Here is an 18,774-nt window from a genome sequence, read left to right as displayed (position 1 = left end):
AGGAAAAAGTATAGAACCAAAAAGTACCTCAACAGCCAACATTCGGCCATTGAGGTGCTCTTTATTTTAATAAATTAACACTTGCGCGACTAAAATACTGCCACCAAATACCAGAACGAAGACGACAACTGGCCAAACAAACTTCAACCAATGGGAATACTTCATGTCCAACATTTGTAGAGTTGCCATTACTAAGCCGGTTGGGGCCAGGAACAGCATTGCATATTGTCCAAATTGATAGGCGGTAACGACCACGAAACGTGGAATATTCACGCTATCAGCAAGTGGTGCCAGGATTGGCATTGAAAGAACGGCCAAACCAGATGACGATGGCACGATAAAGCCAAGAATGAAGAAAATGAACAGCATCACTAGAATGAAGAAGGGTCCGTTCATGTTAGCAACAAGTGATGATGAGAACTGAAGCATTGTATCAGAAATCATCCCTTCGTTTAGAACGAGGTTAATCCCCCGAGCTAACCCGATGATGAGTGAAACGCCGACTAGGCTTGATGCCCCATTGACGAATGCATCCACAACGCCCTTTTCACCGATACCAAATTCTCCCGTCCCAGTTAGGAACATGATGATGATGGCAAATAACAGGAATGATGATGCCATGGTTGGGAACCACCAGCCTTGCGACATAACGCCCCAAACCATAATTGGAAATGTGACAACGAACAGCACTAAAATCAGCTTTTTCCGAACCGTAAAGGCTGCCTTCTTAATCTTAACTTCGTTTGATTCTCCAGAGAATTTTTCTTCTGCAGAAACTGACCACATTTTGTCGAAAGATTTTTTTTCTTCGTATGAATATGAAAATTCTGGATTAGCTTTAACCTTTTTGCTATACCAGTGCAGGTAGAAGATGACAAATATCGCAGCGACCGCACAACCGAAAATCCGCCAATCAAGTCCCTGTGTGAAGTTAGTCCCCGCAGCATTTGACGCGATTACGACTGAGAACGGATTAATCGTTGAAAATGAAGTTCCGACCGAACTTGCGAGGAATATGGCTCCGACACAGACAATCGAGTCGTAGCCCATCGCAATGAAAATCGGTACCAAAATTGGGTAGAAGGCCACCGCCTCTTCCTCAATCCCACAAAGTGTTCCACCAAGAACCATTAAAATGGCGACAAAGAAAATGAGCAAAAATTCGTGACCCTTGGTTTTCTTCGTCAACGCAAGCAAGCCAGACTCAAACGCCCCACTCGCCTTCACAACTCCAATCAAACCACCAAGGACAAAAATGAAGACCATGATATCAACCGCTTGAATTGTCCCACGAACCATGCTACCGGTGACATCCCACAAACTAGCCGGGCGCTGTTTTAAGCGCTGGTACGTGTTTGGAATCGAAACCGCCTGAGTGATTCCCCCATTTGTAAACTGTGAAATCTTAATCTTAACCCCTAAGTTGTCCAATTGTTGCTGGGTTGCCGGAACCTTTTTGTCGCCCCCATTTGGCTGCTGAATGACTAGTTCTGAGCTAGCCTTATCGTATGAAAGCTTGGAATACGATCCAGCTGGAGCAGCCCAGGTTGCTACAACTGCAATGATTGTCAGGATAAATAATATGACAAAGGCGCCGGGCATCCTTAATTTGAATTTCTTCTTTTTATTCACCGTTGCATCCATGATTTTCCCCCATCTTTCGAATAATAATAATTGCAAAATAAAAACACGATTCAGGGAGTATGACGCGCCCATTGAACCGTGTTATTTGAAAATTAGGCTTTAATCCCCTAATGTAGCGACCATCACTGATTTGATGGTATGCATTCTGTTTTCTGCTTCACGAAAGACAACTGAAGCTGTACTTTCGAAAACTTCATCGGTAACTTCCATTTCGGTCAAACCAAATTTCTCAGCAATCTCTTTACCCACCGCAGTTTCAGCGTTATGGAATGAAGGTAAACAGTGTTCGAAGATAACGTTTGGATTCTTCGTCTTAGCCATCATTTCGCTGTTAACCTGGTATGGCTGAAGAATCTTAATTCGATCCGCCCAAACTGAGTCAGGTTCGCCCATTGACACCCAAACGTCGGTATAAATCACGTCTGAATGAAGGACACCTTCATCAATATCGCTGGTGACCATGATTTCGGCGCCAGTCTTTTTCGCAATATCCTCACATTGCTTCAATAATTTTTGGGTGGGACGCAATTCCTTTGGACAAACGATGTGGAAAGTCATCCCCATAATGGCTGCTCCAATCATCAAGGCGTTGGCCACGTTGTTACGACCATCACCAACGTAAGTAAAGTTAATCTCGTTGTATGGTTTCTTCAAAACTTCTTTAGCCGTTAAGAAGTCCGCCAACACTTGGGTTGGATGATCCTCATCAGTCAAGCCGTTCCAAACGGGAACCCCTGAGAACTCAGCCAAAGTTTCGACTGTCCGCTGTGAGTAGCCGCGGTATTCGATGCCGTCGTACATGCCGCCCAAAACCCGTGCCGTATCTTTTGCGGTTTCCTTCTTGCCCATTTGTGTTCCGGTAGGGCCAAGGTAAGTCACGTGAGCTCCTTGATCATAAGCAGCAACTTCAAATGCGCATCGGGTACGCGTTGAGTTCTTTTCAAAAATTAAGGCAACGTTCTTGCCCTTTAATTTTGGTTGTTCCGTTCCTGTGTATTTAGCTTTCTTCAAATCTTCCGCTAGCTGGAGTAAGTGTCCCATTTCGCGGGGTGTGTAGTCTAAAAGGGTCAAAAAACTTCTATTTCTTAAATTAAACATTGTGTCATCCTCCTCTGTTCTTTACAATATCAGTATAGGAAGCGGTTTCACAAAACTTCATAAAGCTTCAATTTGTGAAGAATTTATTTTAGGAGTTCTCAATGTTTAAACAAACCAGATTTATCATGCACGAACGGTATCAGCGAATCCTGATTGCCGCAACCTGCATTGCGTTAGCTTCACAGGTCAACTTTCAAACGTACACGCCGGGATTTATTCTGACCCTTTCAGTCTTTTTATTGCCCGTCTTCTTGTACTTCAATGCTGACTTAAACCCAATCCAGCTTACTTTGGCGATTGCCCTAGCCTCCCCAATCTTCCGAGGAATTTTGCTGTTTATCGGTCAAGATGCCAGCACCACCAAAATTTTACAATTCATCGCAACTGACATGGTTTTCTATCTCAGCTACGGCATCATTTACTATCTCCTGTACTGGCGGCGGGGCCAGCGCAACAACAGCTCGTTCTTGCTGACGATTATTATTTGCGATTACGTCTCTAACCTATTGGAAGTGAGCTTACTAACTGGCTTCTCAAATTACAGCTACCGCCTCTTCCAAATTTTGTTTGTCGCAGCTCTAGTGCGGAGTCTCTGCAGCTGTCTGCTGGCTTTTCTGTACCACTACTTTACCTTAATGTTGCGCGATGAAAATCACGAGCAACGCTACTACCACTTCATTTGGGTGGCATCATCGGTTAAGAGTGAAGTCTACTTCATGCAAAAGAACATCACAGAAATCGAAAACATCATGAAAAATGCCTACCTCTTGAACCAAGATCTTCAGAAATTAGACGTTGGCCAAAAGCAAAAGACCATGGCCCTCGATATCGCCCGCGACGTTCATGAAGTCAAAAAAGATTATCAAAATGTGATCCGGGGGCTCGGTGACTCCTTCAGTGACGAGCAAAATGAACCCATGCAACTCGCTGACATTTTAAAAGTCACCACAAACTATATTCGCGAATCAATCAAAACGAAGCACCAAAGCGTGGTCATTGACGTACATAATCATGTTGATTTGATTATCCCAAATCACTACTATGTCGTATCCGTTATCTCCAATTTGATATTTAACGGGGTTGATGCGCTTGAAAACATCCCCAACGGTAAGATTCGCATCACCATCACCGACGATGGTAGCAACGTTCTCATCGATATTTCTGACAATGGCAGTGGGATGGATGAGCAAACGCTCGCGATGATTTTTCAACCCGGATTTACCACCAAATTCAATGAGACCACCGGTAACGTTTACCGCGGAATCGGCCTGTCCCACGTCAAAATCATTGTCGAAGAACAGTTTGGCGGTCATATTAGCGTTGAATCAGAACTCAAAAAGGGCACCGTTTTTCACTTAATCTTAAGTAAGCAAAAATTGCTTCAGGAGGTGGCATCATGAACTTCTACATCGTTGACGACGACCCATCCGTTCCAATGATTCTTCAACAAATTATCGAAAAAAGCATGACCAACACGGTGGTCGGAACCGCACCCGATGCAAACAAGGTGCTCACTGATTTGCTGCACATGGACGTTAACATCATGCTGGTGGATTTGCTGATGCCCGGAATTTCCGGAATTGAGCTCATCAAAAAGGTGCACCAGTTAAAGCCTGCGATCCGCTTCATCATGATTTCCCAGGTTAAAGACAGCGACCTCCGTGCCGAGGCGTATGAGGCCGGAATCGAATTTTTCATTGATAAGCCAATCAACGTGATTGAGGTCAAAACCGTTGTGGAGAAGGTCTCCCAAAATATCCAAATGACCCAAAAGTTGGAAAATATTCAATCACTGGTCGGAGGCGGTGCAACTCCCGCTCCCCCGCAACATGACCAGCAATCCGTCAACCGAGAAACAGTGCTATCCATTCTGCGATTTCTTGGAATCACGTCCGAGGCTGGTTCCTCTGATATTTTGGCAATCAGTCAAATCATGCAGGAACAAAACCTCAGTTTCAGAGAAATTGACTTTGAAGCCCAATATCATATCGACGACCGCGAGAAGAAAATTATGTTTCAACGAATTCGCCGGGCCATCAAAACTGGATTAACCAATTTGGCCACCCTTTGTATGGATGATATGGGGGACGAAATCGTCGTGGAATATGCCAATACTCTGTATGAATATAAAAACGTTCGAAATGAGATGTTATATTTGGAGGGAACCCGTTCGACTGGCGGCAAGACTTCGCTGAAACACTTCTTTGATGGATTGGTGCAGGAAAGATAAGTATAAAAATACCAAACCAAAATTAATTGGTTTGGTATTTTTATTATCTACTTGTTCACTCTCTTGTAGTTCTCATCAAAATACTTGCCGGCACGAATATCATCTGGCATTGAAGCATAAGGTGCTTCGCTAATGACGTCTTCATTATTTTGACCAGCGTCACCCATGTAGGTGATTTTAGCAAATTCAGGCACAACGAGCTTTGGATACGTCTCGTACTTTTCGCGAGATTCTTCCATCAAATCGATGTGTTCGTTTTGATAAGTAACCGTAATTTCTGGATGCTCTTCGACCCACTTTGGGAAGAAAATGGTACCGTGAATCTTATTTTCGTTAGGTAGGAAATCAAGCGCAACGTCGGTTCCAGTTGGCTCTGTCCAAGAAATATTGTAGATTCCTGCAGTCAACATTACGATGTTTGCTTCTTGGTCAGTTACCCAACGGCCAGCGACCATCCCGCCGTGAATTCGGTAATCAACCGTGTGATCATTCTTAGCGTACCATTCATATTCCCAGCCGTTATCATAAGTATAAATGAAATGGGTTCCTAAAAAGTCGTCGAGTGTTTCAAATTTTTTTGTCATTTTAAATGCCTCCGTTATTTTTATACATGTAAATATTTACATGTTTTTGATTACTTTATTATGATAGACTTAAGTTAATAAATTGTCAAGGGAGGTTACTCATGGCTCAGCGAAACCAGTTAAAGTTTATTATTTTAGGATTACTAAGTGAAAATGATTTAACAGGGTACGATATTACGAAGGCGTTTGAATCGGACATTGGCGAATTCTGGTCGGCGAATCACAGCCAGATTTACCCCCTTTTGAAACGACTCGAGGACGAGCAACTCATCTCGCATAAGTTAGAAGTGGTCGGAGAAAAGCTCGAAAAGAAGTTGTACTCCATCACCCAGTCCGGCAAAGAGGTGCTCCGCCAATGGCTTAGCGAACCAACTCCTGAATTATCGGCAACCAAGGATGAATTCATTTTAAAACTCTACTTTATCCATACTGCTGATGATCCTCTGTTGATGCCCATGCTGACGGAACAACATCAACTTCATGAAGCGAAATTACACCATTTGCAGGAACAAATGGCCAAAAAGTTCCCTGACCATACCAGCCAAAACAACCTAGGACACTTTCTCATTTTACAGCACGCTATCCAGCGAGAAACGCGTTACACCGCCTGGTTAGTGGATCTCATTGAGAAAATCAAGACAGACTAAAAGCACTTCACATTTGTGAAGTGCTTTTTTGGTGTTTGGCACACCGCTCTACATAAACATCTTCTTCGTGGCCTTTGCCAACGTCTTCGGATCCTTATCATATCGAGGGTTCTTAACCAATTTCTCCATTGGAACGCCTGCAAAGTGGAAGGCTGCAACTTCACCCGAACGAACAGCACTTTGTTCCGTGAAAATCATTTGGTAAGGCTGCTCAACAAACTCACCCGTAAAGGCTAAGTTTGTTGAATGTTCTGGGATAACTTCGGGACGATCTGTCTTAGCTCGGTTATTAAATAGGGCTGAGGCGTATGGCATGTAAACTGGAATATTGTTAATAACGCTGTCGTAAATTTCAGTTTCTTTTTCGCGAATGTTAGTTGGACCAGGATCAACCTTTGATAATTGGCCAATCAATTCGGTCAACATTTCCTTACCAGTCATCTCAATGTAAGGCTTCTCGACAAATTCACCCTTACGTCGTGGATAGAGGAAGTAGCCCCAAATAACTGATTCATTAGGCTTTTGGGTCGTGAAATGTGGTTGATGATGCACCACAATCGACATGTTGATATCCTGATGCCCTAGTGGTGTAATTTTTTTAGTTGATAGGAAGGAGTTCAGCGCATTTCCGGGTACCTGGGTGGTAATCCGGGTAATCTCATTTAGTAAAATATGGTCCTTGGTTGTCAACGTGAAGCTGACCCACTCGCTGGCATTTCTGTCCGCAAAGAACTTATCTGGGTTGCCTAAGTTGTAGAAGTGGTCAGTAGCCTTCTTCCAAAGGCCCGCTGCAGCACCGTAGTCCATGTTTTCGGGTGCTGGCGTGTTGTAGTCGCCTTGAGTAGCAGAATCAGTGATTGAGCCATTTGTGAAGATCACGGCAGTGTCTTCTGGTACTTCAACCGTTTCAGTTTCACCGGTCTCAACATTTTCCATGACCAATCCAGTCACGGTAATTTCATCTTGCATCGTTGTTTCTTTAAACTGCCAATCAGTCACACGACGGTTTAAGACAAACTTGCAGCCGTGATCCTTCAAATAGTTGATAAGCGGCAACATGATACTTTCAAATTGGTTATAGCGGGTTCGGTTAACGCCGACCAAGTGTTCAATTTGCGTAAATTCATAGATCATTTGGTGCATGTAACGACGAAGTTCTTGAACCGAGCTCTGCGTCCTGAATGCAAACGTGGTCTCCCACATGTACCAGAAATTAGTCTGGAAAATATGCGGTGTTTCCTTGAAATATTGCGCAATCGTGATGTTATCTAATTTTTGCTCTTTATCATCTGGCATCAAAACTAATCGACTCAGATAAATTCGATCCTTATTATTCAATCCTAGGTGACCACCATTGATAATCCCTTTGCCACCTTGTAACAAGCGGGCCTTATCAAAGGTTCGATGCTTGCTATCAAAGTCATAGGTATCCTCAGCAGCCGTCATGTTTGGCTCAGTTGTCGAGGGAATTCTGGACATCAAATCCATCAAATCAACGTAGGTCCGATAGTTCAACATTCGGCCACCACGGGCAACGTACCCTTTGGTATTCTCCATTGGGTGGTTCTTATTCCAATACTCGTCTGTGGTTGAATCAGTTGGCGCTCCGTCGTTTGAACCATGGTCATCCAACGCATAAAAGGTGATCTGATCACCCTTCCAGTGTCCCTCTTGAATGAAGTACACCGCTGACGCCATATTTGACAATCCTGCACCAATCATAATTGCTTTGCTTTTTGTCATAACGCACACCTCCGACTAAAGATTGAATTCGCTTACATTCTCATTATAGAATTTTCGTGAACACCTGTCTAGTAAAAACGGCAAAACTTTAGAAACTATTTTGCTTTCATTGTTTAACTACGAAATAAAAGCCCTTATCCACGTAGGATAAGAGCAAATTATTAAATTAGACTACTTTTTTTAAATACCAACCAGCTGCCAACAACAGCAGGCCGCCACACAGAAAGAATAGCCACTTCATTGGGAAAACATCCGCTAACGGGCCCAATCCAAGGCTCCCGATTAGCAACATGATATTTCCGACCATTTGAAAAGCCGCAAACGTGCGCCCCATGTACTCCGGCGCCGCCTCCGTTTGAATAATGACTGCCTAAGTTGTCATATAGTACGGCGAGCACACCCCTAGGGCAAACATCGCCGCAAAATAGATCCCAATTACTGGTGAAAATCCCATCAGCATCATGATGAAGGCAAACGCCGCAATCGCCATCCCTAGCACTTTTGCATTGTTCTTAAATTCTTTATGTTTGGCCACCATCACGCCACTCAGGACTGAACCACCCGCCCAGAAAATTTCCTGTAGGGTTAAGTTCGTTACCGATGCACCGAATTCTCGTTGCACAAATAGAAGACTGAGCACCGTGGCTGGCGTCATCATCAAAAAGCCAATTCCCGCCAAAATAAATAACTGACGTAGCTTGGTGTTTTGATAAAGGTATTTGATACCCGATAATAAATCTTGTTCATTTTGCTTAATCGATTCTTCAACCGCCTCGACAGTTTGTCGCACCGCCTTTAGTTTGATTTTCGTCATACAGGCCAGCTCAATGATTGCTGTAAAGACATCGACCATCAACGCCCAAACTAAATTGAAATTGGCGAGAATAATTCCGCCAAGCACCGGTGACAATAGTGTTGCCAGTGACATGACGGTTTGATTAATCCCATTGATTCGGGTTAACTCATCCTCCGGTACCAGTTGCGGGTAGGCTGAACTGACTGCCGGTTGCTGAATTCCTTGCCCGATTGACCGCAACACTGAAAAGCCCAGTAACAGCCAGATTGACTGGTGTCCCGTTCCCCAAATGATAGCGAGAATCAGCGTCAATAGTGCAATACTTCCATCCGCACCCATAATCAACCATTTGCGCGAATACTTGTCCGCCCATGCGCCACCAACCAGACTAATTAAAATCTGCGGTAAAAGATAACACACCGTTGCAAGTGCCAGCCACAATCCTGATCCCGTTTTCAAACTGATGTACCAGGTAATTGCGTACCCCGTCACCATTGTGCCAAATAGCGAGATATTTTGACTCGCTAAAAATAAATAACCTTGTTTCTGCCAACGTGGTTCCATCGTGTTCTCCTTTTAGATAGCGAAGCCACTGGCAACGCTAGAATTAAATTAGGTTAACCGTTGCGCGTTTTACAACAAAAATCTTTGGCATTCAAATCGCTCCTTTGGCCGGTTGCCGGCATGTTTAAGGCCTAATATACAGAAGTGAAACCCGTTAGGCAACAAAAGGATATCCACCTAATGGATATCCTCAGCTTTAATGCTATTCTTTTATAATTCTGACGTAATTTGGTTTCTACCTTGCCCCTTTGAACGATACAACAACTGATCCGCCCGTTCATAGAAGTCGTTTGGCGTCTTATCATTTTCGTTCAGCGTTGCAACACCCAGTGAAGCGGTCACGTTAATCGACCCCTTATTGGTCTCAATCGGCGTCGTCTCGATTTTGTTCTTAAGTCTGCGAGCCACACGATCGGCTTCCAAAATATCAACGTTTGGTAGCAACATATTGAATTCCTCGCCGCCGACTCGATAGACTAAGGCATCCTTATACGCCATTCGTTCCTGCTTCAGCAGCGTTCCCAGCTGAATCAAGACCGCATCCCAGCCAAATGCCCATACTGATCATTAATTCGTTTGAAATGGTCAATATCAACTGCATCATCGTGATTGGATTGTGCTTTTCCTCAAAAGTATCAAACCACTTTTCAAAATCAGCTTTAAAGACTGCGTAATTTTTCAAATTGGTCAACGGATCCGTTGTCGCCCGATGCGTCACACTGACGAGGTAATCATTTTCATCATTTAGACTGTTCAACCCGTAGTAAAGTAGCATATTCATGATAAAGAAGCTACCCCAGTAGAAGATTGCCTGGGACCAGGAAACTTCGCCAAAGTTGAGCCATTTGTAGTAATGGAAGAAAATCCAAAAAATTGCCGTCAATGCATCATAGAAAAGGATGATTGAGATGGGCGGTAGTTTATGTTTCGCAACGTATATAGAAATGCCAATTGCAATCAGATACATCGTAAGACCAAATCCTAGATAGCCCATCGTTCCAATCGACCAGCCCCAAAACACGATGCGCGCCAACGCATTCACGACCGCAATCGCGAAGCTTGCCTTCCGACTCAGATAAATAACCACGAAGAATAGCAACAGTAATCGAAAATCCACGAACTCAACGTCTCGACCAAGGTGGGATGCTTCGTATTCAAAGTAAATTCCCAGCAATCCAAAATAGTTCACGCTAAAAAAATTCAGCCAACCGACTGAATAATTTAATTTGGTTTCCCGAAGATTAAAGTATTGAATGACTGATCGAATAATCAATTGGTAGAGCAAAATAATGCCCAATACCACAAAGGCACCCGTAAATAAAGGCTGCAGAAGCCATTCACTTTGCGTCAAGATTGTTCACGTTCTTTCTAAATTTTTCCATTACGATTCAGCGTTAGCCCGTTCCTTTTCAATCGCCATTTGAGCCACCAAGTTTAAGTAGTTGTATGCCTTATCGTAGTGCGGATTGAACAGCATATCTACGTAAGCCAGGTCATCAATGGTGTTCTTGTTTTGAATGCAGACGGAAATCGTGTTCGCCGACTGCGAAACATCGTACTTACTAAACAACTGTGTACCTATGATTCTACGCGTTGTTTTGTCATATACCAGCATAATTTTGATATTTTGTGGTTCCGACATAAAGTCATACCGATAATCGTCGTCAAATAGAACCGCATCAGCATCAATCCCGGCATTTTTCGCATTTCGTAGTGTGAGACCGCTTGACGCCATCGTATAACCAAAAATCTTGATGGCCGATGTGGCTTGCGTCCCCATTTTCTTTTGAATATTACCAAAAATGTTAAGGCCCGCAAGTGTTCCTTGGCGAACCGCGTTGGTTGCCAACGGAATGTAAGATTCAGTATCTTCTGGATTGAAATGACTCACACACGCATCCCCAGCCGCGTAAATATCTGGGTCTGACGTTTGCAAATAGTCGTTGACCAATAAGGCTCCCCGACGATCCATCTCTACTTGTCCCTGAACCAACTCCGTATTTGCCATAAATCCAGTGCAAACAATTACCAAATCGGCCTCAATTGTGCGGTGGTCCGTTTCAATATCAACTTTATCCGCCTCATCGTCGCCTTCAAAACCAGTCACGCACTCGTCCAAAATAACGTTAACGCCGTGATCTCCCAACAATTTGGCAACCTCGTCCGACATAATCGGGTCAATATAGTTGTTCAAAACTTGATCACTACTTTGAATGAGTGTGACCTCGTGATTGGTACTGCTATAACTGTCAGCTAGTTCAACGCCAACGTAGCCACCACCAACAATGGTAATCCGTTTGTGGGTTTGGGCAGATTTGTAAATTGCTTGGGCCTGTTCGTAATTTTTACATAGCAAAACGCGAGAATCATCAATCCCAACAAGTGGGGGCACAATTACGTACGACCCAGTTGCCATAACCAATTTATCGTATGTATCCGTAAAAATTTCATCCGTTTCCAAGTTTTCACAGACTATTTTTTTAGCTTCTGAATCAACCTTCAAAACGTCATGGCGAAGCCGAACAGTTGCGCCCATTTCGCTAAGTTGTTCTGGGCTGGAATAGAACATATCCTCCAACTTATCAACTTTATGAGACAAATATAGTGGAATGCCACATGATAAAAACGAGACGTTATCATTTCGCTCATATACGGTTACTTCCGTATCTGGGTGATTCTTTAAAATTTCGGTAACCGCCGCTACTCCAGCATGCGTACAGCCAATTATAACCACTTTCATTTTACACTCTCTCTTCCGAGTCCATTACTCAGGATCATCTTTATTTAATTTTACCAAATGGGGCTTCCCATAATAGTAGCCCTGACGGACACCAATATCTAAAGCATCTGCCAACTGATCATCCGCTTCATTCTCAATCCCCTCAAGAATAAAACGAAGATGTCGTTCTGCCGCAAAATCGCGCCACTTAACCACTAAGGCCTGAATTTCAGGATCTTGGAAATCCGCATCAAAATTTTGTAACGCAAACTTTATTTCCGATGCATACGGTAACAATGGCTGAATCGCGGTCATACTATTTTCACCCGTCCCAACGTCATCAAGGCAAACTTCCATTCCTCGATCCGTAAACTTTTTAATCACCGGAAGTAGCTGCTCATCCGATATCTTAATATGGGTAGGTTGTTCAGTAAGCTCCACGTTCAACTTCAGCGGTCTTAACTGATGCTGTGATTTGATTAGTGCTTCACAAATCAACGGATTCACCATCTGAACCCGATTTAAATTAACTGAGACAGAGCCAACTTTTAACACTAACTTCGCGGTGGTTTCCACCAATCGGTCCGCAATCTCCCTAACTGGGACCTTAGCAAAGCATTCTGGCGGTCGCCACCCTTGATCGGTATGAATTTTTATTAGCAGCTCATAGCCAATCAATGATTGTGTCATCTTATTTAGCTCTGGTTGAATAAAGTATCTATACAAGTCGTTCGCCCCCTACAATGATTAGTTCCATTATAAGCCATTTTTGGTCATTTATACGGGGTTATTACTTATGAAGCGACTTTCGCTTCGGACTGACCCACGACCCCGAACCGCTTCCCATAATCGTCTTAATGGCCGGAATCAGCGTCATCACAACGGTTACCGGGTTTACCATCCAGTAAACAAGCATGTATAGCGGAGCAAAAGGTAAATACCGCATTTTGACCCCATTTTTGTCCATTAACAGTGCTGTCAACAGCTGCATGAACCCCGCGACCATTTCAAACGACACCATGATAAACGATAACCAAATGGTGGTCAATGCCTCCTGTATCTGGCCCGTCACCAAGTAATAGACAATCAACAAAATAAAAAGTAGTGTCGAAATTAGGAAGAAAAACGACCAAAGAATTGATAACGTAGAGTCAATGAACATCGAAATCTGGAACCGGTATTTAATTGGGTGGAACAGAAACTTCGTGAAGTTTGTTAACCAAACCTCCGTGCCGCCTTGCGCCCACCGTTTGCGCTGATGGTATAAATCACGAATGGTTTCCGGAACGTTCATGTGAAAAATGATGTTTGGCGCAAATTGCGGTACGCTTCCTTGAACCTGCTGATCCCAGGCAATACTGATATCTTCAGTCGCCCGATCTTGCCGAAACCCACCCACGTCAATTAATGAATTTTTACGATACATCGTATTGGCGCCACTGTAGGCGTACATGGAATCGTTAACCGCGGATTGGCTCCGTTTGATAACGCCAACGATGCTCGAAAACTCCACCGTCTGCGATTTGCCGAGCAGGGTTGAGCGATTGGAAACGTCCATGTTTGCGGTAACGGCGGCCGTGTTCATATCCTGATCATGAATGAAGAAGTTCATGTACTTCATCAAGGCGTCCGGTTCCGGGATCGTATCCGCATCATTGCTTAGCACATACTCCCCTTTGGCGAAAAACATCCCAATGTTGAACGCATGCGCCTTCCCTTTGTTCTTCAAAATATTGATCGTTCGTAATCGCGGATAGTCTTCCTGTAACCGCTTAATAATTTTAGCTGTATCATCAGTCGATCCATCGTTCATCACGAGAATTTCGTAGTTCGTGTAATTGATCTCCTCCAGCAAAAACTTCAAGGTCGATTCAATCATTATTTCTTCATTGTGAGCCGGAATCATAATTGTGACAAACGGTTGCTTTTCGGGCGGTAACGCGACCCACTCGGTATCCCGTTTGTTGGTTTTTAAAAAGCGATAACTCAACGCGCCCCAAAACCAGAGAAACGCGCCGGTGATGGGATACAAAATGAGGATGAGAAACATGAGGGTCACTAATTTCGCCAAAAGCGGGGATGACCCAAATAGCTGGTTAATCATCTTGGTCACCCACTTTCTCATGCCGGAACAACCGTTTGAATTCGTCCGTATCCAAATTCTTCTCTGGCTGAACGTCGTAATTTCGAACCGATTGCCGAAATTTGGCGTCTCCAAAACGCTCATCCATGAAATCGTTCAACTCATTTTTGCGTTGCTTTTGCATGATTGGATCAAACGTTGGCCACTGTTCGACCACCCGCGCCCGTTTACGATTTTGAATAATGGCCATTGAAATCGTAAAAATAGCCGACATCACAAATGCAAACAGGATCAGTAACCCAAAAAACTGCAGCTCATCGATCCCCACATGCGTGTGCCAAAATCCCAGAACGTGCGGTTGATAGTACCCAACCGCTGAAATAACGGTGACCAGAATGGGGACGATAACGCCAACCCAGCCTAAAATAGCGGCCAGCGTTTGCCTGATTTTTAGCCAGATATGCCCCTTTTCAAAGTAAGCATCCGTATACGATTGTGATGCATCAGTTTCATCTTTCTTCATTGATAACCGCCCCTACAGCTTGCCAGTCCCCATCGGCTTTCCAAATAAATAGCCCTGGCGCCAGTTAATTTTTAATTGCTCCGCTAACGCTTCATCCTGCTCGTCCTCGACTCCCATCAAGACTAGTTGAATGTCGTGGTCTTTTGCAAGTTTATTCCAAAATTGTAAATTTAAATCAAGCCAAACTGCCGGATCATCCTTGCGGAAACTGCGCATCGAGCACTTTAAAATATCAACCTCAGCCAGCAATGGTTCGATGTTTTTCAAATTACTCAGCTTTGACCCAACGTTATCGATGGCAAATTGCATGCCGTACGCTTTTGCTGTCTCTATTTTTCGTTTAAATTGATACTCGCGAACCCGGGCCCGCTTGCGATCAATGTGTAACTCAACGGCCAGCTGCATCGGCTCAATTTTGCTAATGGCCCAGCGCACAAAGTAGTTAAACTCCGGACTCATGATTTGCTCATACGATAAGTTGATGGAGAGCGTAATTTTTTCTTCCGGCAATGACTTGAAGGTTTCCTCCAGCAGGAAAATCACGCGTTGCAGCGGCATCTCATCCATTGCCTTTGGTAAGCTCCACGTATCGTCCTGATTGTGCTGTCGTAATAAGCATTCATAGCCGATCACCTGTTGATTATAATCCACCTGTTTTTGGATGAAGTAGCGCAATTCCAAGTCCTGTTTGTCAAAATAATTATTGGAACGTTTGCGGGTTTTTGCGTATGAAACGCCAATGACGACGAGACAAATCGCTAAAAAGACAATCATGATCAGTGTCAAAACGAACGCCAAATGTGCAATCACAGCTACTCTCCCCTTTTTTTCTAACTTGTTAGTGCATTGACTGACTATTATGGGCAATAATACTTGATTTAGCAAGTCTTAAAAAACAAAAAAAGACTGGTTAGCAACTATTGCTAATCAGTCTTATAAGCGTTATTTAAGACGCAGTGTTTGATATTCTGGTTCCCACTTAATATTTTCAACTGCTTCCACGGGATTCTTGGTCTCCACGCGGGCAATTCCTTGATCAATTGCGCTCTTGGCAACTGCTTGGGCAACCGTTTGAGAAAATTCTGCCAAACGGGTGACGGGTGGCAGCACTGCGGCGCCCGGCTTCGATGAATCAACGATACCACCCAGTGAGTGGGCTGCAGCTGAAATCATTTCGTCGTTCAGAACCGTGGCCTTTGCTGCCATCGTTCCCAATCCGAGTCCGGGATAAATGAGCGCGTTGTTCCCTTGGCCAATTTGGTAGGTAACGCCCTTGTACGTGACGTCATCAGCTGGGATTCCCGTGGCAATCAACCCTTTGCCATCGGTCCACTTGATTAAATCTTCCGCTTTGGCTTCCGCCAAAACAGTTGGATTCGACAATGGGAAAATGATTGGGCGTTCCGTATGCGCCGCCATATCCTTCACGATGGCTTCCGTAAAGGTGTCGGGTTGCGTTGAGGTGCCGACCAAAATGGTTGGGTGAATAGCACTCACTGCCGCTGCCAAACTAGTTAGCTTATCCGCATTCGCAAATTCGCTTCGTTTGCGGGCGAAAGGTTTCTGCTCCGGCGTCAACGTGTCGTCATCATCAAACAGCAAGCCCTGCTTGTCCACCATGTAGAAGTGACTGCGGGCTTCGTCTTCGCTCAAGCCTTGCTCAACCATTTCATCAAAAATGCGTTTCGTGATTCCGGCACCAGCAGTTCCGGCACCAAAGGAAAGGTAACGTTGATCTGCCAGCTTTTGCTTAGAAATCTGAAGCGCGCCAAGGATTCCGGCTAGCACAATAATTCCCGTCCCTTGAATGTCATCGTTGAAGGTCACCATTTTATCTTTGTACTTGTTCAAAATTTTAGCAGCGTTTGAGCGGCCAAAATCTTCCCAGTGTAGGTAGACGTCTGGGAACAATCCCTTCGTCGTTTGAACAAATTGGTCCACGAAATCGAAGTATTGGTCACCGCGAACCCGTTTGTGCTGATTACCCAAGTAAACTGGGCTGTCTAACAGCTTCTGATTGTTCGTACCAACGTCGAGGACGACTGGCAAAACTTTGCTTGGATCGACGCCAGCTGCTGCCGTATAGACCATCAGCTTGCCGACCGCAATGTCGACACCGTCCGTGCCCCAGTCGCCAATACCGAGGATTCCCTCTGCATCAGTGACAACGATCAATTGGATGTCTCGGCCGTTTGCGGCATTTTTTAAACTTTCCTTCATTGAATCTGGATCGTCGATTGATAAAAAGGCGGCGTTCTCGGGGTTCATGTAAAGGGATGAATAGTGCTCAATCGAGTCGGCAATCGTTGGGTCATACACGATCGGCATGAATTCAGCTACGTGTTCACTGAATAATTTATAGTACAAAATCCGATTGGTATTGAAGATTTCCATCAAAAATAAGCGTTTCTCTAAATTGCTGTCCTTACTTTCCACTTGTTTGTACGTGAAGTCGGTTTGCTCACGAAGACTTCTGATTTGCGCTGGAATGAGTCCAGTTAGGTGGTATTGCTTTCTTTCAGCTTCAGTAAATGCGGTGCCTTTATTTAAAAATGGGTCATTTAATATTTCATTTGGGGTCAAAATTTGGTTCCTCGCTTTCCTTATCTACATCTGTACCTTAATCCTTGCACAAAATTATAGTCAACTTCACCATCTGTGATAAAATATATTTATATGAGCAAACGAGGTGAGTACTTTGAATAGTCGCGATTTAGCCTATTTTAAACAGTTAGTTATTGATCGAAATTACACCAAAACCGCCGAACACTTTGGCGTGACACAACCAACCATTACGTACGCTATCAAACGGTTAGAGGCCGAGTTAGCCGCGCCACTTTTTATTCGTAACCGGTCGCACCGGGAGCTGACTTTGACCCTCTCTGGCAAAAGTTTCAGCAAACACGCTAATAAAATACTGAAGGAACTCGAAACTGCTAAAGCCGACTTGCTTGCGATTACCCACGAGAAAGTTCGCTTTGGATTGCCACCGATTATCGGGACCTACTACTTTCCCCAATTGGCGAACCGCTTAATCAGGGCCGACTTAATGGCGCACATGGACACGATTGAGGCCGGATCGGTCACCCTGCAACAGCAGCTCATCGATAAGCAGTTGGACGTGGCGCTGCTCGGCGTGATTCACCCAGAACCCATTGCCGGAATTAAGACGATGACGCTTGCCCAAACGAAATTTAAAATCATCACGAGTCCGATTCACCATTTGGCAACTCAGAGTGAGATTGCATTTGGTCAACTGAAAAACGAACCCTTCATCACCTTAAAGGAAGGATTCATTCACTCGGCCGCTTTCCAGCAGTTAGCGGACAAGAATCAGTTTCAGCCAAACGTGGTGTACACGACGCCGGACATTGATGTGCTCAAGGGCATGGTTCGCGAAAATGTGGGCGTCGGCTTTTTGACCGAGCTGGCCATTGCCAATGATCAAACGGTGCACTCGCTAGCGTTAACGGATGCCGACCAGCGCCACTTTGATATTGTGCTGGCCTATCGTGAGCAGACCAATCCGCTCGTGAAGCAACTCGTGAGTGTACTGCAGGAACCCATTTGAGGACATAATCCTTGACCTGAGAATTTGTTGCGGTATGTTAGTAAGGCGGAATCGCAAATGATAAGTTTTAAGCTCCAGTTGGACGTCACACTATCTAATTTTGGAGGTGCCATTTTGGCAAAGAAATCAAAGATTGAAAAGGCAAAGCGCATTGAGCAGACTATTGCGCGCTATGCTGACAAACGGGCAGAAATGATTAAGAACCACGATTACGTGGGATTGAGCACGCTGCCGAGGGATGCATCACCGACACGTCGCCATAACCGGGACGAGCTGGATGGTCGTCCACACGCTTACATGCGTAAGTTCCAGTTGTCGCGTCTGAATTTCCGGGAGTTGGCGCATAAGGGCCAGATTCCTGGAGTGCGGAAGGCAAGCTGGTAAAGTAAAAGTTGTGAAAAATAGCGATTAGATACCAATCTATAAGTAGAACACGAAAGCAGGGACTTGTTCCTGCGGGTGTTTTGCTTATAGGTTGGTATTTGCTGTTTTGAGCACGTTAATAAAGTGAGTGCGAACACGTTATAGCTATATAGACTTTCCACACACAAAAGTGGCTGGGACAAAACTGA

19 protein-coding genes are annotated in these 18,774 nt (G+C 44.4%); 5 read left to right on the top strand and 14 right to left on the bottom strand.

Annotated features, from left to right (window positions below):
- Window positions 1–66: 66 nt before the first annotated feature.
- On the bottom strand, window positions 67–1,644 hold the full coding sequence (locus FD44_RS07065; RefSeq protein ID WP_010619213.1) for a YfcC family protein: 1,578 nt from the start codon (window positions 1,642–1,644) through the stop codon (window positions 67–69).
- Window positions 1,645–1,743: 99 nt separating this feature from the next.
- Entirely contained in the window at window positions 1,744–2,742 is a 999-nt protein-coding gene (gene argF, locus FD44_RS07060) for an ornithine carbamoyltransferase (protein ID WP_010619212.1), read from the bottom strand.
- Window positions 2,743–2,843: 101 nt separating this feature from the next.
- Between argF and FD44_RS07055 the strand changes: the two genes are divergently transcribed.
- Window positions 2,844–4,142, top strand: a complete 1,299-nt coding sequence (locus FD44_RS07055) for a sensor histidine kinase (protein WP_010619211.1) — start codon at window positions 2,844–2,846, stop codon at window positions 4,140–4,142.
- Window positions 4,139–4,972, top strand: a complete 834-nt coding sequence (locus FD44_RS07050; RefSeq protein ID WP_010619210.1) for a DNA-binding domain-containing protein — start codon at window positions 4,139–4,141, stop codon at window positions 4,970–4,972. The genes FD44_RS07055 and FD44_RS07050 overlap by 4 nt, the downstream gene beginning before the upstream one ends.
- A gap of 47 nt (window positions 4,973–5,019) precedes the next feature.
- On the opposite strand, the gene FD44_RS07045 is transcribed toward FD44_RS07050, so the two are convergent.
- Entirely contained in the window at window positions 5,020–5,556 is a 537-nt protein-coding gene (locus tag FD44_RS07045) for a phenolic acid decarboxylase (RefSeq protein ID WP_010619209.1), read from the bottom strand.
- A 101-nt stretch (window positions 5,557–5,657) separates the two neighbouring features.
- Here FD44_RS07045 and FD44_RS07040 point away from each other — a divergent pair, with 101 nt between their 5' ends.
- A complete protein-coding gene (locus FD44_RS07040) occupies window positions 5,658–6,203 on the top strand; it encodes a PadR family transcriptional regulator (protein WP_010619208.1) in 546 nt (181 codons plus the stop codon).
- Window positions 6,204–6,251: 48 nt separating this feature from the next.
- On the opposite strand, the gene FD44_RS07035 is transcribed toward FD44_RS07040, so the two are convergent.
- The 11 genes from FD44_RS07035 to FD44_RS06990 form a co-directional block, all read right to left on the bottom strand.
- Window positions 6,252–7,946 carry an oleate hydratase gene (locus FD44_RS07035; RefSeq protein WP_010619207.1) on the bottom strand — a complete coding sequence of 565 codons (1,695 nt, stop codon included), beginning with the start codon at window positions 7,944–7,946 and terminating at the stop codon, window positions 6,252–6,254.
- A gap of 166 nt (window positions 7,947–8,112) precedes the next feature.
- A complete protein-coding gene (locus tag FD44_RS10510) occupies window positions 8,113–8,280 on the bottom strand; it encodes a hypothetical protein (protein WP_155801530.1) in 168 nt (55 codons plus the stop codon).
- 36 nt (window positions 8,281–8,316) lie between these two features.
- Window positions 8,317–9,306: an MFS transporter gene (locus FD44_RS07030; RefSeq protein WP_010619206.1), complete on the bottom strand. Its 990-nt coding sequence runs from the start codon at window positions 9,304–9,306 to the stop codon at window positions 8,317–8,319.
- 210 nt (window positions 9,307–9,516) lie between these two features.
- Entirely contained in the window at window positions 9,517–9,804 is a 288-nt protein-coding gene (locus FD44_RS07025) for a GGDEF domain-containing protein (protein WP_010619205.1), read from the bottom strand.
- Window positions 9,794–10,657, bottom strand: coding sequence for a hypothetical protein (locus tag FD44_RS10710; RefSeq protein WP_010619204.1), 864 nt, complete (start codon window positions 10,655–10,657; stop codon window positions 9,794–9,796). Before FD44_RS10710 ends, FD44_RS07025 begins: the two co-directional genes overlap by 11 nt.
- Window positions 10,658–10,687: 30 nt before the next feature.
- Window positions 10,688–12,046, bottom strand: coding sequence for an FAD-dependent oxidoreductase (locus FD44_RS07015; RefSeq protein WP_010619203.1), 1,359 nt, complete (start codon window positions 12,044–12,046; stop codon window positions 10,688–10,690).
- 24 nt (window positions 12,047–12,070) lie between these two features.
- The gene (locus FD44_RS07010) at window positions 12,071–12,751 is read right to left on the bottom strand and encodes an EAL domain-containing protein (protein ID WP_010619202.1); all 681 of its coding nucleotides are present in this window, start codon (window positions 12,749–12,751) and stop codon (window positions 12,071–12,073) included.
- Window positions 12,752–12,815: 64 nt separating this feature from the next.
- Complete coding sequence (locus tag FD44_RS07005) at window positions 12,816–14,129, bottom strand: glycosyltransferase family 2 protein (protein ID WP_010619201.1); 1,314 nt, start codon at window positions 14,127–14,129, stop codon at window positions 12,816–12,818.
- On the bottom strand, window positions 14,122–14,631 hold the full coding sequence (locus tag FD44_RS07000; protein ID WP_010619200.1) for a hypothetical protein: 510 nt from the start codon (window positions 14,629–14,631) through the stop codon (window positions 14,122–14,124). The genes FD44_RS07005 and FD44_RS07000 overlap by 8 nt, the downstream gene beginning before the upstream one ends.
- A 12-nt stretch (window positions 14,632–14,643) precedes the next feature.
- Window positions 14,644–15,405, bottom strand: a complete 762-nt coding sequence (locus tag FD44_RS06995) for an EAL domain-containing protein (RefSeq protein ID WP_050899306.1) — start codon at window positions 15,403–15,405, stop codon at window positions 14,644–14,646.
- Between the two features lie 168 nt (window positions 15,406–15,573).
- Window positions 15,574–17,217: a malolactic enzyme gene (locus FD44_RS06990; RefSeq protein ID WP_033445171.1), complete on the bottom strand. Its 1,644-nt coding sequence runs from the start codon at window positions 17,215–17,217 to the stop codon at window positions 15,574–15,576.
- Between the two features lie 103 nt (window positions 17,218–17,320).
- Here FD44_RS06990 and FD44_RS06985 point away from each other — a divergent pair, with 103 nt between their 5' ends.
- Both FD44_RS06985 and rpsN read left to right on the top strand, forming a co-directional pair.
- A complete protein-coding gene (locus FD44_RS06985) occupies window positions 17,321–18,202 on the top strand; it encodes a LysR family transcriptional regulator (RefSeq protein ID WP_235786610.1) in 882 nt (293 codons plus the stop codon).
- Between the two features lie 114 nt (window positions 18,203–18,316).
- Window positions 18,317–18,586 (top strand): 30S ribosomal protein S14, encoded by a 270-nt coding sequence (gene rpsN, locus FD44_RS06980; protein ID WP_010619196.1) that lies wholly within the window; start codon window positions 18,317–18,319, stop codon window positions 18,584–18,586.
- Window positions 18,587–18,774 lie beyond the last annotated feature (188 nt).

Origin of the sequence: Secundilactobacillus malefermentans DSM 5705 = KCTC 3548 (assembly GCF_001436395.1) — a bacterium.
Lineage (GTDB): Bacteria > Bacillota > Bacilli > Lactobacillales > Lactobacillaceae > Secundilactobacillus > Secundilactobacillus malefermentans.
Note: the sequence above shows the minus strand (reverse complement) of the source record. Positions and strands in the feature narration are given on the sequence as shown.